We start from the raw sequence: 15,347 nt of genomic DNA on the forward strand, positions 1-15,347 counted from the left end.
GGGCGTGCGCCGGGTGGGGAAGAATGGCCGGATGAACGCACTCCTGAACGTCATCTGGCTCCTCTTCGGCGGCATCTGGCTCGCCCTCGGCTATTTCGCGGCGGGCGTCATCTGCTGCCTGCTGGTCGTGACCATCCCGTTCGGTATCGCGTCGTTCCGGATCGGGGTGTACGCGCTGTGGCCGTTCGGCCAGACCGTCGTGAACCGGGGCGGGCAGATGGGGGCGTGGTCCACGATCGGCAACGTGATCTGGCTGCTCGTCGCGGGCATCTGGATCGCCATCGGCCACGTGGTCACGGCCATCCCGATGTTCGTGAGCATCATCGGCATCCCGCTGGGCATCGCGAACCTCAAGCTGATCCCGGTGTCGCTGGCGCCGCTCGGCAAGGTCATCGTCCCGTCCCAGGGAACCTACCTGCCGACCTACCGCTGACCTCCCGGCCGACGTGCCGCTGACGGACCGCCGCCGGACGCCCGGCGACGGCCCGCATCCGGCGGTCAGTCCGACGCGGAGCTGTGGACCGCCGACCCGTTCTGCCCGGGCTTGTCCGCGTTCTTCAGCAGGTCGCCGAGCAGGGCGATGATGTCGAGTCCTGTGGTGTCCTTGACCATCTGCGTGGTCTGGTGGACGCCGCTGGAGACGTTCCTGCTGAGCTGGCTCGCGCCGTCGGTGGAGACCACGGTCATGGTGTCGATGGCGGACATCGGGGCGGCGATCTCGCGGGCCATCGCCGGCAGGACCTCGAGGACCTTCGACAGGATGGCGGCCTGGTTGAACTTCTCGTACGCTTCCGCCTGCGCGGCGATCCCCGCGGCCTCGGCCTTGCCGCGGGCTTCCGCGGACCCCGCCTCCGCGCTACCGCGGGACGCGATGACGGCGGCGTCGGCGCGGCCCCTGGCCTCGCTGATGGACGCCTCGGCGGTACCACGCGCGGTGTTCGCCGCGGCGTCCGCCTCTGCGGCCACGCGGTCACCCTCGGCGACGAGCTTGCGGCGCGCGAGGTCCACGCGGGCCTCGATCTCGGTCGCCTCGGAGGCGCGACGGCGCTCCTCGAGCTTCGCGTCGGCCTGCTGGATGAGGCGGTACTTCTCGGCGTCCGCGGGCTTGCGCACCTCGGTGTCGAGCTCGCGCTCGCGCAGCTCCGAACGTCGCTGCGCCACCTGCTGCTCGCGGATGATGACCTGCTCCTGCTGTTCCGCCTGGGCGAGCGGTCCCGAGGCGTCGGCCCGCGCCTGGCGGGCGTCGGCCTCCTCCTTGAGTTCCGCGCGGCGGATGATCAGCTGCTGCTGCGCGAGGGCCACCTGTTCGTCGGACAGGGCGCGTGCCTGCTCCGACTCCTGCATGGACCGCGCCTCGGCGATCTTCGCGTTCCGTTCGGCGAGGGCCGCCTCGGGGCGGCCGAGGTTCTTCAGGTACCCGGAGTCGTCGTCCACGGACTGGATCTGGAAGGTGTCGATCTCCAGACCCTGGTTGTGCATGGAGTGCTCCGCCTCCTCCTTCACGCTCTTGGCGAAGGTGGCCCGGTCCCGGATGATCGACTCGACGGTCAGGGTGCCCACGATGGAGCGCAGCGAACCGGACAGCGTCTCCTGCGTGTAGTGGTCGATGGCGTCCTGCTGGTTGAGGAAGCGCTGGGCCGCCTTGCGGACGGCGTCGGCGTCGCCGCCCACCTTGACCTGCGCGACGCCGGTGAGGTGGAGCTTGATGCCGTTCTTCGAGATGCCTTCGATGCGCAGGGACACCTGCCGGGAGGCGAGGGACAGCGGGTAGGCCCGCTGGGAGAACGGGTTGATGAAGATGCGGCCGAAGACGACGCGCTGGCTGTCCGGATCGGGCTGCCCCTTGCTGTCCTTGGAGGAGATGATGAGTGCCTGGTCCGGGCTGGCGATGTGCAGCGCCATGCGGGCGAGCACGACGGCGGCGACGACGAGGACGAGGAGTACCACCGCGCCGATGATGAGCGGGATGAACGTGAGATCCACTTGCGACCCTTTCAATGGTCTTCGGAGAGGCCCCGGCGGCGCGGGTGCGCGCCGGAGCGTGATCGAGCTACTGCGTGCACTGTGCCGACCCGACCCCCATGTCGTCGAAGTGGATGACCCGCATGCTGCGGGTCCGTGGTCCTAGGAGGCGGCTCCGGTGAGGAACGCCTGCATGAGGGGCCCGCCGGAGGTGGAGCCCAGCTCGCCCTCCTCGACGAAGACGGCGACAGCGAGGTCTCCCTGGAGGGCGACGACCCAGGCGTGGGTACGCGGGGGAGTCTCGCTGCCGAACTCTGCGGTGCCGGTCTTGGCCAGCACGGGGGCCCCGGGGACGTCCTGCAGCAGCTGCGCGCCACCCTGGGTGACGACGGCGCCCATGAGCGTCTTCAGCATCCCCGACTCCGCGGCCGTGAACGCGCTGGGCGTCGCCGCCGCGGAGGGAGCGGCGGTGGAGGAAGCGTCGTCGGAGGGGGCATCCGCGGTGGCCGACGCCGAGCCCGACGGCGAGGCGGTCCCCTCGCCGGTGGACTCGCCGGGTGCGAGGAGTGTCGGCGTGACGCGGGCCCCGGCGCCCACGGACGCCGCCATGGTGGCGAGCGAGAGGGGCGAGACGAGGACCTCGCCCTGGCCGATCATGGCGGCGGCGTGGGCGGTACCCTCGGCCTCGGTGGGTACGGACCCGAAGAAGGCCGGCGTCCCGATGCTCGCTTCGACGCCGATGCCGAGGTCGGTGGCGGCGCCTTCCAGGTCGGCCTGGCTGATCGTGTCCCGTGCGGAGATGAAGCCGGTGTTGCAGGACTGCGCGAAGGTCTCGAGGAGCGGGATCGTGCCGACGGACTGTGCGGGGAAGGTGCTGGCATTGCTGAACGTCCGGCCGTCGACCGTCACCTCCTCGCTGCACTCGGTCGGTGTCTCGGGCGTGAAACCCTTGCGCAGCAGCGCGAGGCTCGTGGCGATCTTGAACGTGGAGCCCGGCGGGTACTGGCCGAGCAGCGCCGTCTGCAGGCCCTCGCTCCCCGGCCCGTTGGCCGCCGCGAGGATCTCACCCGTGCTGGGGCGGATGGCCACGATCGACGACGCCGACGGCTCGTCCGCGAGCACCTCCTCGCCGAGGCTCTGCAACCGGGGGTCGAGGGTCGTGGCGAGGTCCTCGCCATCCACCGGTGCCGTGGTGAAGAGGTTCCGGGGAGCCGTCGGGGGATCACCCGCGGGGACCGCGTTCACCGACAGCCCCGGGGTACCGGCGAGCCGGGCGTTGTGCTGGAGCTGCAGCCCGCTCAGGCCGGTGATGTCCCCGGCCCTGACGGTGCCGTCGGTCTGCTCGACGAGCTCCTCGGTGGCCTCCCCGACGCTGCCCAGCAGCTCGCGGGCGAAGGTGCGCGTGGGCGCGAGCTCGAGCGTGTCGGCCTGCCGGAGCGCTCCCGGGATGGCGTCGATCTGCGCGTCGGTCACGGTGCGGGTGGCGTCGTCGCGCAGGACGAGGGCCACCACGAAGGCTTCCTCGCCGGCCGTGGCCACCTGCTCCTCGTAGCCGGCGGCGTCGAGCTCCAGCAGCGTCGCGAGGGCGCGAGCGGAGGCGGCCTGCTGCGCCTCCGGGACCAGCGTCTTGTCGATGCCCACGCGGACGACGGGCCGTTGCGTGACGATGACGGCGCCGTCCGCGCCCGTGATGTCGCCGCGGTCCCCGGGCGTGCGCACGAGGGTGAGCTTCTCCTCCGGCAGCAGGTCGGGGGCGAGGACGCCGGGGTCCCATGCCGTCTGCCAGGAGTCCTCGACGCGCGTGAGGTCCGCCGTCGTGCTGTAGGTCCAGTCCTGGTCGGTCGCGTCGAGGTCCCACACGTAGTCCAGCGTCGCGGTCGCCGTGTCCTCGCCGGTCTCCTCGACGCCGGCCACCCTGACCTGCGGGGGTCCCGGGGCGAAGCCCTCCGTGATCGCGGCCAGCTGGGCGGTCACGTCGGCGGGCTCCGCAGCGGTGAAGGCGGACTGCCCGACGTCGAGCCGTGCGAGTCCCTCGGCCAGCGTGGCGGCGGCGTCCTCGGCCGTCGGCCGGTCGTCCGTGCAGGCCGCGAGGGTGAGGGCGAGGGCGACGGTGGTCAGGACGGACGTGGCACGCTGAAGTTTCCCCATGCGGCCCATTATGTCCGAGAACGCCGGGACGCCCCGTTCCCTCGGCTCGCCGGGGCGTCGCGCCCGCCCCGGACGCGGCGTACCATTCGAGGTCCACGACCCGCCGGGGGCAATGATGCACATCGAGGCACGAACACTCGACGAGGCGGTCGCGCGGAACGCGTTCACGGGCGTGGCCACGGTCGACGTCGGAGAGCGCCGCACCCTCGAGCGCTGCGAGGGCTTCCTGCACCGGGGGCTCCGCGTGCCGATGACGGCGGACACGCGCATCGCGATCGCCAGTGGCAGCAAGGCCTTCACCGCCCTCGCGGTCATGCGCCTGGTCGAGGACGGCACGATCGGGCTCGGGCAGCGGGTGCGCGGGCTCCTCGGTGACGACCTGCCCCTGATCGCCGACGCCGTCACGATCGAGCACCTGCTGACGCACACCTCGGGCATCGGCGACTACCTGGACGAGAGCGCAGACTGGGAGGCCACCGACTTCGTACTCACCGTCCCGGTGCACATGCTCACCACGGCCGAGGCGTTCCTGCCGCTGCTCGGCGGCCACCCGCAGCAAGCGGCACCGGGGGAGCGGTTCGCCTACTGCAACGGCGGGTACATGGTGCTGGCGGTCCTGCTGGAACGGGTGACCCGGATGACGTATCACGACGCCGTCCGGCGGCTCGTCGTGGATCCCGCGGGGCTGGAGCGCACCGGGTTCCTGCCGCTCAACGACCTGCCGGGGGACGCCGCTCCCGGCTACGTTCTCGACGAGGGCGACCTCGTGAACACGCTGCACCTGCCGGTGCTCGGCAACGGCGACGGCGGAGCATTCACGACGGCGGCGGATCTGCACCGGTTCTGGTGCGCGTTCCTCGACGGGCGGATCGTCACCCGGGACACCGTCGCGGAAATGATCCGCCCGCGCCACGACGTGCCGGGGGAAGGGCTGCGCTATGGCATGGGCTTCTGGCTGCACGCGGTCCACCCGGCCCTCGTCCTGGAGGGGTACGACGCCGGGGCGTCCTTCCGCTCCACCCACATCCCCGGGACCCGGACCACGCTCAGCGTGCTGGGCAACAGCACCGAGGGCGCGTGGCCGGTCATCCGGACGTTCGCCGCTGCCGTCGACGCAGAGCCCCGACGGCCGGGGAATTCCTGACTCCCCGGCAAAGTTGAGTCGAGTACACTCAAGGCGTCACCAGGATCTCCACCCAGGCCAGAAAGGAACCGCGCGTGGATACCAACTTCACCACCAAGAGCCGTGAGGTGCTGTCAGCCGCTGCGATGAACGCGTCCACGGCGGGCAACGCCCAGATCGAGGCGCCGCACTTCCTGAAGGCGCTGCTCGACCAGCGGGACGGCATCGCCGTCGCCCTGCTCCGGGCGGCAGGCGCGGATCCCGACACCGTGAGCGTCCAGGCGAGCGCAGCGATCAAGGCCCTGCCGTCGTCGTCCGGTTCGTCCGTGGCGCAGCCGCAGTTCTCGCGCGGCGCCCTGCAGGTCGTCAGCGCGGCGCAGCAGGAGGCGGAGACGCTCGGGGACCAGTTCGTGTCCACCGAGCACCTCCTCCTGGCCCTGGCGGCCGACGGGGGAGCGGCGGGCGGCATCCTGCGCTCCGTCGGACTCACCCGCGAGGCCCTCGCTGCCGAGCTGCCCGGTGTGCGGGGCGAGAAGCGCGTCACCACGCCGGATCCCGAGAACACCTTCCAGGCGCTCGAGAAGTTCGGCGTCGACCTGACCGAGGTGGCCCGCAGCGGGAAGCTCGACCCGGTCATCGGCCGCGACGCCGAGATCCGCCGCGTGGTGCAGGTGCTCAGCCGCCGCACCAAGAACAACCCCGTGCTCATCGGCGAGCCCGGCGTCGGCAAGACCGCCGTCGTCGAGGGGCTGGCTCAGCGCATGGTCGCCGGGGACGTCCCCGAATCCCTCCGCGGCAAGAGGCTCATCAGCCTGGACCTCGGGTCGATGATCGCGGGCGCCAAGTACCGCGGCGAGTTCGAGGAGCGCCTGAAGGCGGTCCTCGAGGAGATCAAGGGGTCGAACGGCCAGGTGGTGACGTTCATCGACGAGCTCCACACCGTGGTGGGGGCCGGCGCGTCCGAGGGCTCGATGGACGCCGGCAACATGCTCAAGCCCATGCTGGCGCGCGGCGAACTCCGGCTGATCGGCGCGACGACGCTGGACGAGTACCGCGAGAACGTCGAGAAGGATCCGGCGCTGGAGCGGCGGTTCCAGCAGGTCTACGTGGGCGAGCCGTCCGTGGCGGACACCATCGGCATCCTGCGCGGGCTGAAGCAGCGCTACGAGGCCCACCACAAGGTCTCCATCGCGGACTCCGCGCTCGTCGCCGCGGCCACCCTCTCCCACCGGTACATTCCCGGGCGGCAGCTCCCGGACAAGGCGATCGACCTCGTGGACGAGGCCGCCTCGCACCTGCGCATGGAGATCGATTCGGCGCCCGTGGAGATCGACGAGCTGCGCCGCTCGCTCGAACGCATGCACATGGAGGAGATGGCCCTCTCCCGCGAGAAGGACGAGGCGTCCCTCGAGCGGCTGCAGGCCCTGCGGGCCGAGATGGCCGACCGTCAGGAGGAGCTCGACGCCCTGAACGCACGGTGGGAGGCGGAGAAGGCGGGCCTGAACCGCGTGGGTGACCTGAAGGCCTCCCTCGACGAGCTGCGCTCGCAGGCGGACCGTGCCCAGCGCGAAGGCGACCTCGAGACGGCGTCGCGCATCCTGTACGGCGAGATCCCGCGCGTGGAACGCGAACTGCGCGAGGCCCAGGCCGCCGAGGAGCAGACCGCGACCACCCCCGAGCTGATGGTCGCCGAGGAGGTCACGGCGAACGACATCGCCGAGGTCATCTCCGCCTGGACGGGCATCCCGGCCGGGCGCATGCTGCAGGGCGAGAGCGAGAAGCTCCTCGCCATGGAGCAGGTCATCGGCGCCCGGTTGATCGGTCAGCAGCGGGCGGTGTCCGCGGTCTCCGACGCCGTCCGGCGCGCGCGGGCCGGTGTCTCGGACCCGAACCGCCCCACCGGGTCCTTCCTGTTCCTCGGGCCCACGGGCGTGGGCAAGACGGAGCTCGCCAAGGCCCTCGCGGACTTCCTGTTCGACGACGAGCGCGCGATGATCCGGATCGACATGTCCGAGTACTCGGAGAAGCACTCCGTGGCGCGCCTCGTCGGTGCCCCTCCGGGCTACGTGGGCTACGAGGAGGGCGGACAGCTCACCGAGGCCGTGCGGCGCCGCCCGTACAGCGTGGTGCTGCTGGACGAGGTCGAGAAGGCACACCCGGAGGTCTTCGACCTGCTGCTGCAGGTGCTCGACGACGGGCGGCTGACCGACGGCCAGGGCCGGACCGTCGATTTCCGGAACGTGATCCTCGTCCTGACGTCCAACCTCGGCTCGCAGTTCCTCGTGGACCCGTCCCTCGACGACGCCGCGAAGCGCGCTGCCGTGATGTCCGCGGTGAACGCCAACTTCCGGCCCGAGTTCCTGAACCGGCTCGACGACGTCGTCGTCTTCGATCCGCTGAGCCTCGATGAGCTCTCGAGGATCGTCGACCTCCAGGTCAGGGCACTCGGCGACCGGCTGCACGAGCGCCGGCTCGAACTCGATGTCACGGCGGCGGCCGGCGAATGGCTGGCCCTCACCGGGTTCGACCCGGCGTACGGGGCCCGCCCCCTCCGCCGGCTCGTGCAGCGCGAGATCGGTGACCGGCTGGCGAAGGGCATCCTCGCCGGGGAGATCGTCGACGGCGACACCGTCCTCGTCGACCGGCCCGAACCGGACGTGGACGCCCTCGGGGGGTCCGACGCCGAGGGCCTGCTGGTGCACGCCGTCCGCTGACCGGCATCCCTCAGCGCGCCAGCAGGCTCCGGCTGACGGGACCGCCGGCCTCGACGACCGCGAAGCAGTCCACGCGGCGGTCCCCGTCCGCCCAGGTCCCCTCCGTGGGCGTGGCGTGCAGGAGCGTCACCTGGAGGTCCTCGGTGGCGACGTCCGGGTCGATGCCGGCCGATGCCGCGGCGCACGCCGCCTCCGCACGCAGGCCCAGCCGGTCGCGTCCCGGGAACTCGGCGTCGTCGGCGTAGTCCTCGCTCGCCACGAGCTGCGCGTTGTGCGGGTCGGAGCAGTCGACCCGGACGGCCTCCTCCGTGATGTCCGTGAACTCCGCGAGGCATTCCCCGGCCGCGAGCGACGACGGGTCCACGCGGCCCTCGTCCTCCGATCCGCCCAGCAGCGAGACGAGCAGCCAGACGAGGAGCCCGAGCAGCACGGCAGCGGCGCCGACGAGGAGCAGGAGCGGGACGACACCGCTGCCCGAGCGGGTCCGATCCCGCGTCGGGTGCTCCTCGGCCGCCGGTTCGTCCCCCGCCGCCGTCGGGCCCCGGCCGGTGCGGGATGCGGCGTCCCGGTCCTCGCGGGATTCTCCGGGGGCCCCCGGGGCCGAGGATCCGGTGCGTGCCGGGCCGGTGCCGGGAGCACTGCCGGGAGCACTGCCGGGATAGGCGCCGGGATGGTCCGTGCCGGGCGCGCCGCCCTGCGGAGGGAGGGGGTAGGCCCCCCCGAGGGGGTCCTCCGCCGGCACCCCCGCTTCCTCCGGCCTGCTCTCCGTGTTGCCGTCCGCCGAGCCCGCCGGATCACCGGCGGTCCCTCCCGCGGGCGCGGTGCCGGCCGGAGCGGCCTCGACGGACGGGGCATCGGCCGGCATGGGTCCGCCCACCAGGGTCCCCGCCCTCTCGGCCTCGGCGGCGACGGCGCGGGCTTCGGCGGCAGCAGCGTCGAGCGACGCCGCTTCCGCGACCTCCGGGCTGATCTGCGCGGGTCCGAGGGCGGGTTCCTCGAGATCCAGGGTGTCCGCGGACACGGTCAGCTCCGGCTCGAGCGCCTCGCCGGAGATGTCCGGGTCGTCGAGGACCACGGTGTCGGGGTCCAGCACGGCGGTGTCGGGATCGGGCGCCGCCGTGCTCCCGGGGTCCTCCCTGCGGTCCGCTCCTGGCTCGTGACCGGGGTCCACCGGTGCCTGCTCCTCGTTGCTCATGGTGGGCTGTCGTCTCCTTGCACTCCTGGTGCCGGATGGCCACTACCATGGCCGGCGCTCCGACGTCGAGTCGACTCTATCCAAGATCACCTGCGGAGAGGCGGTCCAGCGGAGATCCTGCACCGCGCACCGCGCTCCGGTGGTCGGCGGTCCTCCCACGGGACCTCGACGGCCGCGCACTCGGGTCCCCTCGAAAACATGTAACCTATACTTACGACAAAACGACCAAATACTCCGGGGCCTCGCTGCAGCCTTGGGCCTCGTGCCCCAGTGACCACCTCGGATCGACGCACAAAGGGGGTCACGCCATGGGGCGCGGCCGTCAAAAGGCAAAAGCTACCAAGCAGGCCAGGGACATGAAGTACTTCAGCCCGGCCACTGATTACTCGGCACTGCAGCGAGAGCTCACAGGCCCGGGTAGTCGTGCATCCACCCGACGTACCGAACCTCTCGAGCCGGTCGAACCGGACTACTCGGAGTATGCGGACAAGTACGCCGACGAGCTCGACGACGACGGCGAGGAGAGCGGTTCGCGCCGCACCGGCTGACCCCGGTCGGTCGATCCCGCATGAACTGAACAGCGCACCCTGAACCACGCGGCGCATCGCCCCTCCGGGGGCGGTGCGCCGTTCTGCGTGCCCGGGTGTCGGCAGGCGTCAGGACGGCGAGGCGAGGAGGGGCTGGAACGCCAGCTCCGCGGCACCGACGAGCAGGAGCTCCGGGCCCAGCGCGGCGCGCCGCACCGTCACCCGCCCGGCCAGCGAGCCCGCATTGACGGCCTTCGCGAGCTGCTCGCCCCGGAAAGCGACGAGCGACCCGAGGAATCCGCCGAGGACGATCAGCTCCGGGTCGAAGATGTTGACGAAGTCCGTGAGCGCGACGGCGAGCAGTTCCAGCTGCCGGTCGGCCTCCACCCGCACCGCCTCGGGCGGGTCGCCCGACAGCACGCGTTCGAGGGCCTCGATGCCGCCGCCGTCCAGTCCGGCCGCCTCCAGCAGCCGCTCGAGGCGGACCTCGGCGTCGAGGCAGCCCGCGCGCCCGCAGTGGCACGCCCGCCCGGCCGGGCCGACGAGCGTGTGGCCCAGCTCGCCTCCGTACCCCCGGCTGCCGACCAGCTGCGCGCCCCCGCTCACGATGCCCCCGCCGATACCGCTCGCGCTGCCGTTGAGGTAGACGGCGTCGTCGACGCCCAGCGCCGCGCCGAAGATGCTCTCGGCGAGCGATCCGAGGGAGGCGTCGTTCGCGGCCACGGCCGGCAGCCCGAGGGCGCCGCCGAAGGGGCCGGTGAGGTCGGCGTCGTGCCAGCCGAGGTGCGGCGCGACGAGCACGCGCCCCGTCCCCGCATTGACGAGCCCGGGCAGCGCGATCCCGGCTCCGAGCAGGCGGTCGAGCCCGGCCAGGGTGGGCTCGAGGCCCGCCACGATCTCCTGCGTGAGCCCGACCGCGTCATCGAGCGAGGGGATGCCGCGGGTCTCGCGGCGCACCCTCGCGTGGACGTGGCCGCCCAGCCCCACGACGCCGACGGTCAGGGCATCGATGTCGGGATTGACGGCGATCACCGCGACGTCCGGGTTCGCCTGCACGATGGGGCTCGGACGGCCCACCCGGCCGCCGACGGGCGGTTCCGTCTCGCGGACGAGGTTCTTCTCGGTGAGCGCCGACACCAGGGCGCCCACGGTGGAGCGGTTGAAGCCGCTGCGCCGGGTGAGCTCGGAGCGGGACAGCGGTCCGTTGCGGTGGACCATCGTGAGGATCTGGGAGAGGTTCTGCGCGCGCAGGCCCTCGGTCCCGTTCGTCCCATTGGGTAGTGACCGCACAGCCTCGGGTTCTCCTTCGTCCTGCAGGAGCCTCCTGCGCGTTGCCTGGCCCTATCGTATCCAGACCCCTTCCGGCGGGCGGCCGGTCAGGCGCGCTGCTGCGCCGGTCGGGCTGCCCGTGCACGGGACGGGGGTGGCCCCGCGGTGCTCTGGCGCACCACGAGGCTCGTGGCGAGGTCGAGCCGGAGGTTGTTCGGCCGCTCGCCGTCCCGCAGCCGCAGGACCATGCGCGTGGCCTCCTCGGCCATCTGGATGAGCGGCTGATGCACCGTGGTCAGGGCGGGGCTGGACCACTGGGCCAGCTGCAGGTCGTCGTAGCCCACGATCGACAGCTCCTCGGGGACGCGGAGTCCGATCTGCCGGGCGGCGTCGAGCACCCCCAGCGCCTGCAGGTCGCTGCCGGCGAAGATCGCCGTGGGCGGCTGGGGGCCGCGCAGCAGCGAGAAGGCGTGGTCGCGTCCGCCGTCGACATGGAAGTTCCCGTACCGGATGAGGTCGGGGTCGATCGGCAGGGAGGCCATGCCCATGGCGGACCGGTAGCCGTCGATGCGGGCGAGGGAGCACATCATGTCCTCGGGTCCGCTGATCGCGCCGATCCGCGTGTGCCCGAGGTCGATCAGGTGGCGTGTGGCCATCATGCCGCCCGCCCAGTTGGCGGAGCCCACGGAGGGGACGTCCGGGGAGGGGTCCCCGGCAGGGTCGATGATGACGAACGGGATGGAGCGGGCGTCCAGCTTGCCGCGGAAGTCCTGGGGCAGGTCGGAGAACACGAGGACCACGCCGGCGGGCCGCCGCGACATCACACCCTCGATCCATTCGGACCCGGGGGCGTGCCGCGTGCCCGTCTCGGTCAGCACCACGCTCATGCCGTGCTCGCGGGCGACGTTCTCCACCCCGCGGATGAGCTCGAGTGCCCAGGCGCTCTCGAGCTCGTGGAACACCAGTTCGACCAGGCCCGCCTTCGCCGCGGAGACCTTGCGCCGCCGGTAGCCGTGCTGCTCCAGGAGCTCCTCAACTTTCGCCCGGGTTGTCGGAGACACGTCGGCGCGTCCGTTGAGAACCTTCGAGATCGTGGACAGGGAGACACCGGCCACCGTCGCGAGCTGGGCGAGGGTGACACGCGGTTCTTTGGCCGGGATCGACATGACCCACAGCATACCCTCGCCGTTTTCCGCAGGGCAGGCTGCCGCTCGTCGCAGAATGTGACCCGCTGCACAGCATGTCTTGCGTTTCCGGAGAGGCGCTACATACACTCAACGCATTACATAACTTTCGGCCATATCGCCGAAACTTTCGAAAGGCGTTCAACGATGAACAACCGAACCTGGATGTCCCGCAGTCTTGCGGGCACCGCGGTCCTGATGCTGGGCTTCACCCTCGCGGGGTGCGGTGGGGGAGGCGGAGACGCGTCGAGCCGGCCCGAGAACGAGCTGCACCTGGCCGTGTACGGCGACGCCAGCAACAAGGTCGAAGAGGCCATGGTGGCGAAGTTCAACGAGACCTCCGACGTGAAGATCGTGCTCGACACGATCCCCGGCGCGGACTACCAGACCAAGCTGCAGACCATCATCGACACCGAGTCGGCCCCCGACATCTTCTTCAACTGGGGTGGTGGAAGCATCGCGAACTTCGTGAAGGCCGACCTGCTCATGCCTCTCGACGACTTCATCGAGGAGGACCCTCAGCTGAAGGAGGCCTTCCTGCCCTCCGTCTTCGAGACCGCCGTCATCGACGACAAGAGCTACGGCATCCCGATGCGCGGTACGCAGCCCGTGATGCTCTTCAACAACTCCGACGTGCTCGAGCAGGCCGGCATCGACGCACCCCCGGCCACCTGGGACGAACTGCTGGAGGCCGTCGAGAAGCTGAAGGCCGCAGGCGTGACCCCGATCGCGCTCGGCGGCGCGGACCAGTGGCCCACGCAGATGTGGTTCCAGTACGTCTTCGACCGCGTGGCGGGCGAGGATCTGTTCCAGGCCGCGCTCGACGGCGACACCAGCGTCTGGGACTCCGAGGAGAGCCGCGAGGCGCTGGGCAAGCTGCGCGAACTGATCGACGCCGGCGCCTTCGGGACCAACTTCGACTCCGTGAAGTTCACCGACGGCGGGTCTCCCACGCTGCTCTCCAGCGGCCGGGCGGGCTTCGAGCTCATGGGCTCCTGGGCCTACGCGACCCACCTGGACGCGAACCCCGAGTTCGCGGAGAACGTGCTCAGCTACAGCGAGTTCCCCGCCATCGAGGGCGGCGAGGGCGACCCCGCCAACCTCGCCGGCAACACGAACAACTTCTACTCGGTCCACAAGGACACCCGGTACCCCGACGAGGTGGCCGAGTTCCTGAAGCTCATGTACTCGGACGAATTCGTGCAGGAGCAGATCGCCATCGGCAACCTGCCCACCACCACCAACACCGAGGAGTTCCTCGATGAGGCCTCCAACCCCGAGTACGCGAAGTACCAGTTCGACCTCGTGCAGGACGCCCCGCACTTCCAGCTCTCCTGGGACCAGGCGTACCCGCCCGAGGCCACGGTGACCATCCACACGGCCATCGCGCAGTTCTTCAGCGGCCAGATCGATGAAGACGGCTTCATCCAGGCCATGCAGGGCCTGTAGGACACACCATGACAACGCTTGCAACGCGCAGGCAGGCGACGCCGGGCGGCTCCACACCGAGCCGCCCGGCCCGCCGGGGCGCCTCCTCCGTGGGGCGCCCCGGCTTCGCCTGGGCCCTGCCCGCCACCATCTTCTTCGCCCTCTTCGCCCTCGTGCCGCTGGCCGCGGTCGCCGTGCTGTCCTTCACCTCATGGAGCGGCCTCGGGGATCCCGAATTCGTGGGACTCGAGAACTGGAAGACGCTGATCGCCGATCCGGTGATGCTGAAGAGCCTCTGGCTCAGCCTCCTGTTCATCGTCCTCGGTGTCATCACGCAGACACCGCTGAGCATCCTGCTCGGCGTGTGGGCCGCCGGCAACCAGCGCAACCGCGCCGTCCTCAGCGCCATCTACTTCATCCCGCTGCTGCTCTCCTCGGCGGCCATCTCCGTCCTGTGGCGGGCCCTCCTCGATCCGAACTTCGGCATCCCGGGCCAGCTGCCCTGGCTCTTCGGGGACGGCAACCTGCTCGGCACGCAGGCCGGCGCGATCGGCGTCCTGATCTTCGTCGGGATGTGGCAGTTCACGCCCTTCCACACCCTCATCTACCAGGGTGCGGCCAAGAACATCCCGGCCGTGCTCTACCAGGCCGCGTCGATCGACGGCGCGGGCATGGTGCGGCAGTTCTTCTCCATCACGCTGCCGCAGCTGCGGAACACGGCGATCACCTCGATCATCCTCATGGTGGTCGGCGGTCTGACGACCTTCGAGACGGTGCTCATCCTGACCAACGGCGGACCCGGCACGGACACCACGATCACCGCCTTCTACATGTACCAGACGGCGTTCCAGAGCTTCGACTTCGGTGTCGGCAGCGCGATCGCCCTGGTGCTCGTCGTCGTCGCGACCCTGATCTCCCTCGTGGTGGTCAAGGTGTCCGGCTACGACAAGATGAACAGCTCGCTGGAAGGCCTCTGATGAAAACGCGCCCCAACTACGTCGCCGGTATCGGCTCCTTCGTCTGGCTGCTGATCGTCGCGATCCCGCTGTACGTGATGCTCTCGGGCACCTTCCAGACACGGGAGGAGTTCGGCGACAACGGACCGCTGTCCTTCCCCACGAGCTTCACGCTGCAGAACTACGCGGATGCGATCATGAGCGGGTTCGGCCGGTACTTCCTCAACACCGTCGTGGTGACGGTCGGTGTCGTCGCGATCGTCCTCCTGCTCGTCCCGCCGCTCAGCTACGCGATCGTGCGGAGCCAGAGCAGGGCGGCGTCGTTCGTGTTCCGGTTCTTCCTGCTGGGCCTCGCCATCCCCGCGCAGGCCGTGATCGTCCCGGTGTTCTACCTGATCAACTCCGTCGGGCTCTACGACAACCTGATCGGCATCATCCTGCCCACCGCGGCGTTCGCCCTGCCGATCTGCACGCTCATCCTGAGCGGCACCATGCGCGACATCACGGGAGAGTTGTACGAGGCGATGGCGATGGACGGGGCCAGCCCCGCGCGCGCCTTCTTCCGGCTCGTCCTCCCGCTGTCCAAGGGCGGGATCTCCACGATCGCGGTCTTCTCCGCCCTCCAGGCATGGAACGGCTTCCTGTTCCCCCTGATCCTGACCCAGTCCGAGAGCACCCGCGTGGTGACCCTCGGCCTCTTCAACTTCCAGACCCAGTACGGCATCAACATCCCGGGGCTGCTCGCCGCGGTGACCCTCTCGATGGTGCCCGTCCTGCTCGTCTACCTCTTCGCGCGCCGCGCGCTTGTCCAGGGCCTCATGGGCGCTGGCGGAAAGTGATC

General features: G+C 70.7%; 12 protein-coding genes. 7 read left to right on the top strand and 5 right to left on the bottom strand.

The window, feature by feature from the left end; genetic code table 11:
* The first annotated feature begins 31 nt into the window (after positions 1–31).
* Positions 32–433 carry a YccF domain-containing protein gene (locus CXQ92_RS12345; RefSeq protein WP_104167993.1) on the top strand — a complete coding sequence of 134 codons (402 nt, stop codon included), beginning with the start codon at positions 32–34 and terminating at the stop codon, positions 431–433.
* Between the two features lie 65 nt (positions 434–498).
* On the opposite strand, the gene CXQ92_RS12350 is transcribed toward CXQ92_RS12345, so the two are convergent.
* Both CXQ92_RS12350 and CXQ92_RS12355 read right to left on the bottom strand, forming a co-directional pair.
* Positions 499–1,983 (bottom strand): flotillin family protein, encoded by a 1,485-nt coding sequence (locus CXQ92_RS12350; RefSeq protein WP_104167994.1) that lies wholly within the window; start codon positions 1,981–1,983, stop codon positions 499–501.
* 141 nt (positions 1,984–2,124) lie between these two features.
* A complete protein-coding gene (locus CXQ92_RS12355; protein WP_104168239.1) occupies positions 2,125–4,110 on the bottom strand; it encodes a penicillin-binding transpeptidase domain-containing protein in 1,986 nt (661 codons plus the stop codon).
* Here CXQ92_RS12355 and CXQ92_RS12360 point away from each other — a divergent pair.
* Entirely contained in the window at positions 4,109–5,254 is a 1,146-nt protein-coding gene (locus CXQ92_RS12360; RefSeq protein ID WP_258069889.1) for a serine hydrolase, read from the top strand. The two genes, CXQ92_RS12355 and CXQ92_RS12360, sit on opposite strands and share 2 nt — an antisense overlap.
* Positions 5,255–5,328: 74 nt before the next feature.
* A complete protein-coding gene (clpB, locus tag CXQ92_RS12365) occupies positions 5,329–7,947 on the top strand; it encodes an ATP-dependent chaperone ClpB (RefSeq protein WP_104167995.1) in 2,619 nt (872 codons plus the stop codon).
* Between the two features lie 10 nt (positions 7,948–7,957).
* Here clpB and CXQ92_RS12370 read toward each other — a convergent pair whose 3' ends face one another.
* A complete protein-coding gene (locus tag CXQ92_RS12370; protein WP_104167996.1) occupies positions 7,958–9,142 on the bottom strand; it encodes a septum formation family protein in 1,185 nt (394 codons plus the stop codon).
* Positions 9,143–9,450: 308 nt separating this feature from the next.
* Between CXQ92_RS12370 and CXQ92_RS12375 the strand changes: the two genes are divergently transcribed.
* Positions 9,451–9,690: a DUF3073 domain-containing protein gene (locus tag CXQ92_RS12375; RefSeq protein WP_104167997.1), complete on the top strand. Its 240-nt coding sequence runs from the start codon at positions 9,451–9,453 to the stop codon at positions 9,688–9,690.
* Positions 9,691–9,798: 108 nt separating this feature from the next.
* Here CXQ92_RS12375 and CXQ92_RS12380 read toward each other — a convergent pair whose 3' ends face one another.
* Complete coding sequence (locus CXQ92_RS12380) at positions 9,799–10,959, bottom strand: ROK family transcriptional regulator (protein ID WP_258069890.1); 1,161 nt, start codon at positions 10,957–10,959, stop codon at positions 9,799–9,801.
* Between the two features lie 86 nt (positions 10,960–11,045).
* Complete coding sequence (locus CXQ92_RS12385; RefSeq protein ID WP_219815717.1) at positions 11,046–12,104, bottom strand: LacI family DNA-binding transcriptional regulator; 1,059 nt, start codon at positions 12,102–12,104, stop codon at positions 11,046–11,048.
* Positions 12,105–12,269: 165 nt separating this feature from the next.
* On the opposite strand from CXQ92_RS12385, the gene CXQ92_RS12390 reads away from it, so the two are divergent.
* From CXQ92_RS12390 to CXQ92_RS12400, 3 genes are read left to right on the top strand one after another with little or no spacing between them, the layout of a single operon-like run.
* On the top strand, positions 12,270–13,571 hold the full coding sequence (locus CXQ92_RS12390) for an ABC transporter substrate-binding protein (protein ID WP_104167999.1): 1,302 nt from the start codon (positions 12,270–12,272) through the stop codon (positions 13,569–13,571).
* A gap of 8 nt (positions 13,572–13,579) precedes the next feature.
* Positions 13,580–14,527 carry a carbohydrate ABC transporter permease gene (locus tag CXQ92_RS12395; protein ID WP_104168000.1) on the top strand — a complete coding sequence of 316 codons (948 nt, stop codon included), beginning with the start codon at positions 13,580–13,582 and terminating at the stop codon, positions 14,525–14,527.
* Positions 14,527–15,345 carry a carbohydrate ABC transporter permease gene (locus CXQ92_RS12400; RefSeq protein ID WP_104168001.1) on the top strand — a complete coding sequence of 273 codons (819 nt, stop codon included), beginning with the start codon at positions 14,527–14,529 and terminating at the stop codon, positions 15,343–15,345. Before CXQ92_RS12395 ends, CXQ92_RS12400 begins: the two co-directional genes overlap by 1 nt.
* The last annotated feature ends 2 nt before the right edge of the window (positions 15,346–15,347 follow it).

The sequence above is a fragment of the Arthrobacter sp. SX1312 genome (assembly GCF_002929295.1).
Taxonomy (GTDB): domain Bacteria; phylum Actinomycetota; class Actinomycetes; order Actinomycetales; family Micrococcaceae; genus Arthrobacter_D.

Bases quoted from the DNA above. Each gene is read 5' to 3' on its own strand.
- CXQ92_RS12345 (WP_104167993.1), top strand. From the start codon at position 32: ATGAACGCACTCCTGAACGTCATCTGGCTCCTCTTCGGCGGCATCTGG.
- CXQ92_RS12360 (WP_258069889.1), top strand. From the start codon at position 4,109: ATGCGGCCCATTATGTCCGAGAACGCCGGGACGCCCCGTTCCCTCGGC.
- CXQ92_RS12355 (WP_104168239.1), bottom strand. From the start codon at position 4,110: ATGGGGAAACTTCAGCGTGCCACGTCCGTCCTGACCACCGTCGCCCTC.
- CXQ92_RS12370 (WP_104167996.1), bottom strand. From the start codon at position 9,142: ATGAGCAACGAGGAGCAGGCACCGGTGGACCCCGGTCACGAGCCAGGA.
- CXQ92_RS12375 (WP_104167997.1), top strand. From the start codon at position 9,451: ATGGGGCGCGGCCGTCAAAAGGCAAAAGCTACCAAGCAGGCCAGGGAC.
- CXQ92_RS12385 (WP_219815717.1), bottom strand. From the start codon at position 12,104: ATGTCGATCCCGGCCAAAGAACCGCGTGTCACCCTCGCCCAGCTCGCG.
- CXQ92_RS12390 (WP_104167999.1), top strand. From the start codon at position 12,270: ATGAACAACCGAACCTGGATGTCCCGCAGTCTTGCGGGCACCGCGGTC.
- CXQ92_RS12395 (WP_104168000.1), top strand. From the start codon at position 13,580: ATGACAACGCTTGCAACGCGCAGGCAGGCGACGCCGGGCGGCTCCACA.
- CXQ92_RS12400 (WP_104168001.1), top strand. From the start codon at position 14,527: ATGAAAACGCGCCCCAACTACGTCGCCGGTATCGGCTCCTTCGTCTGG.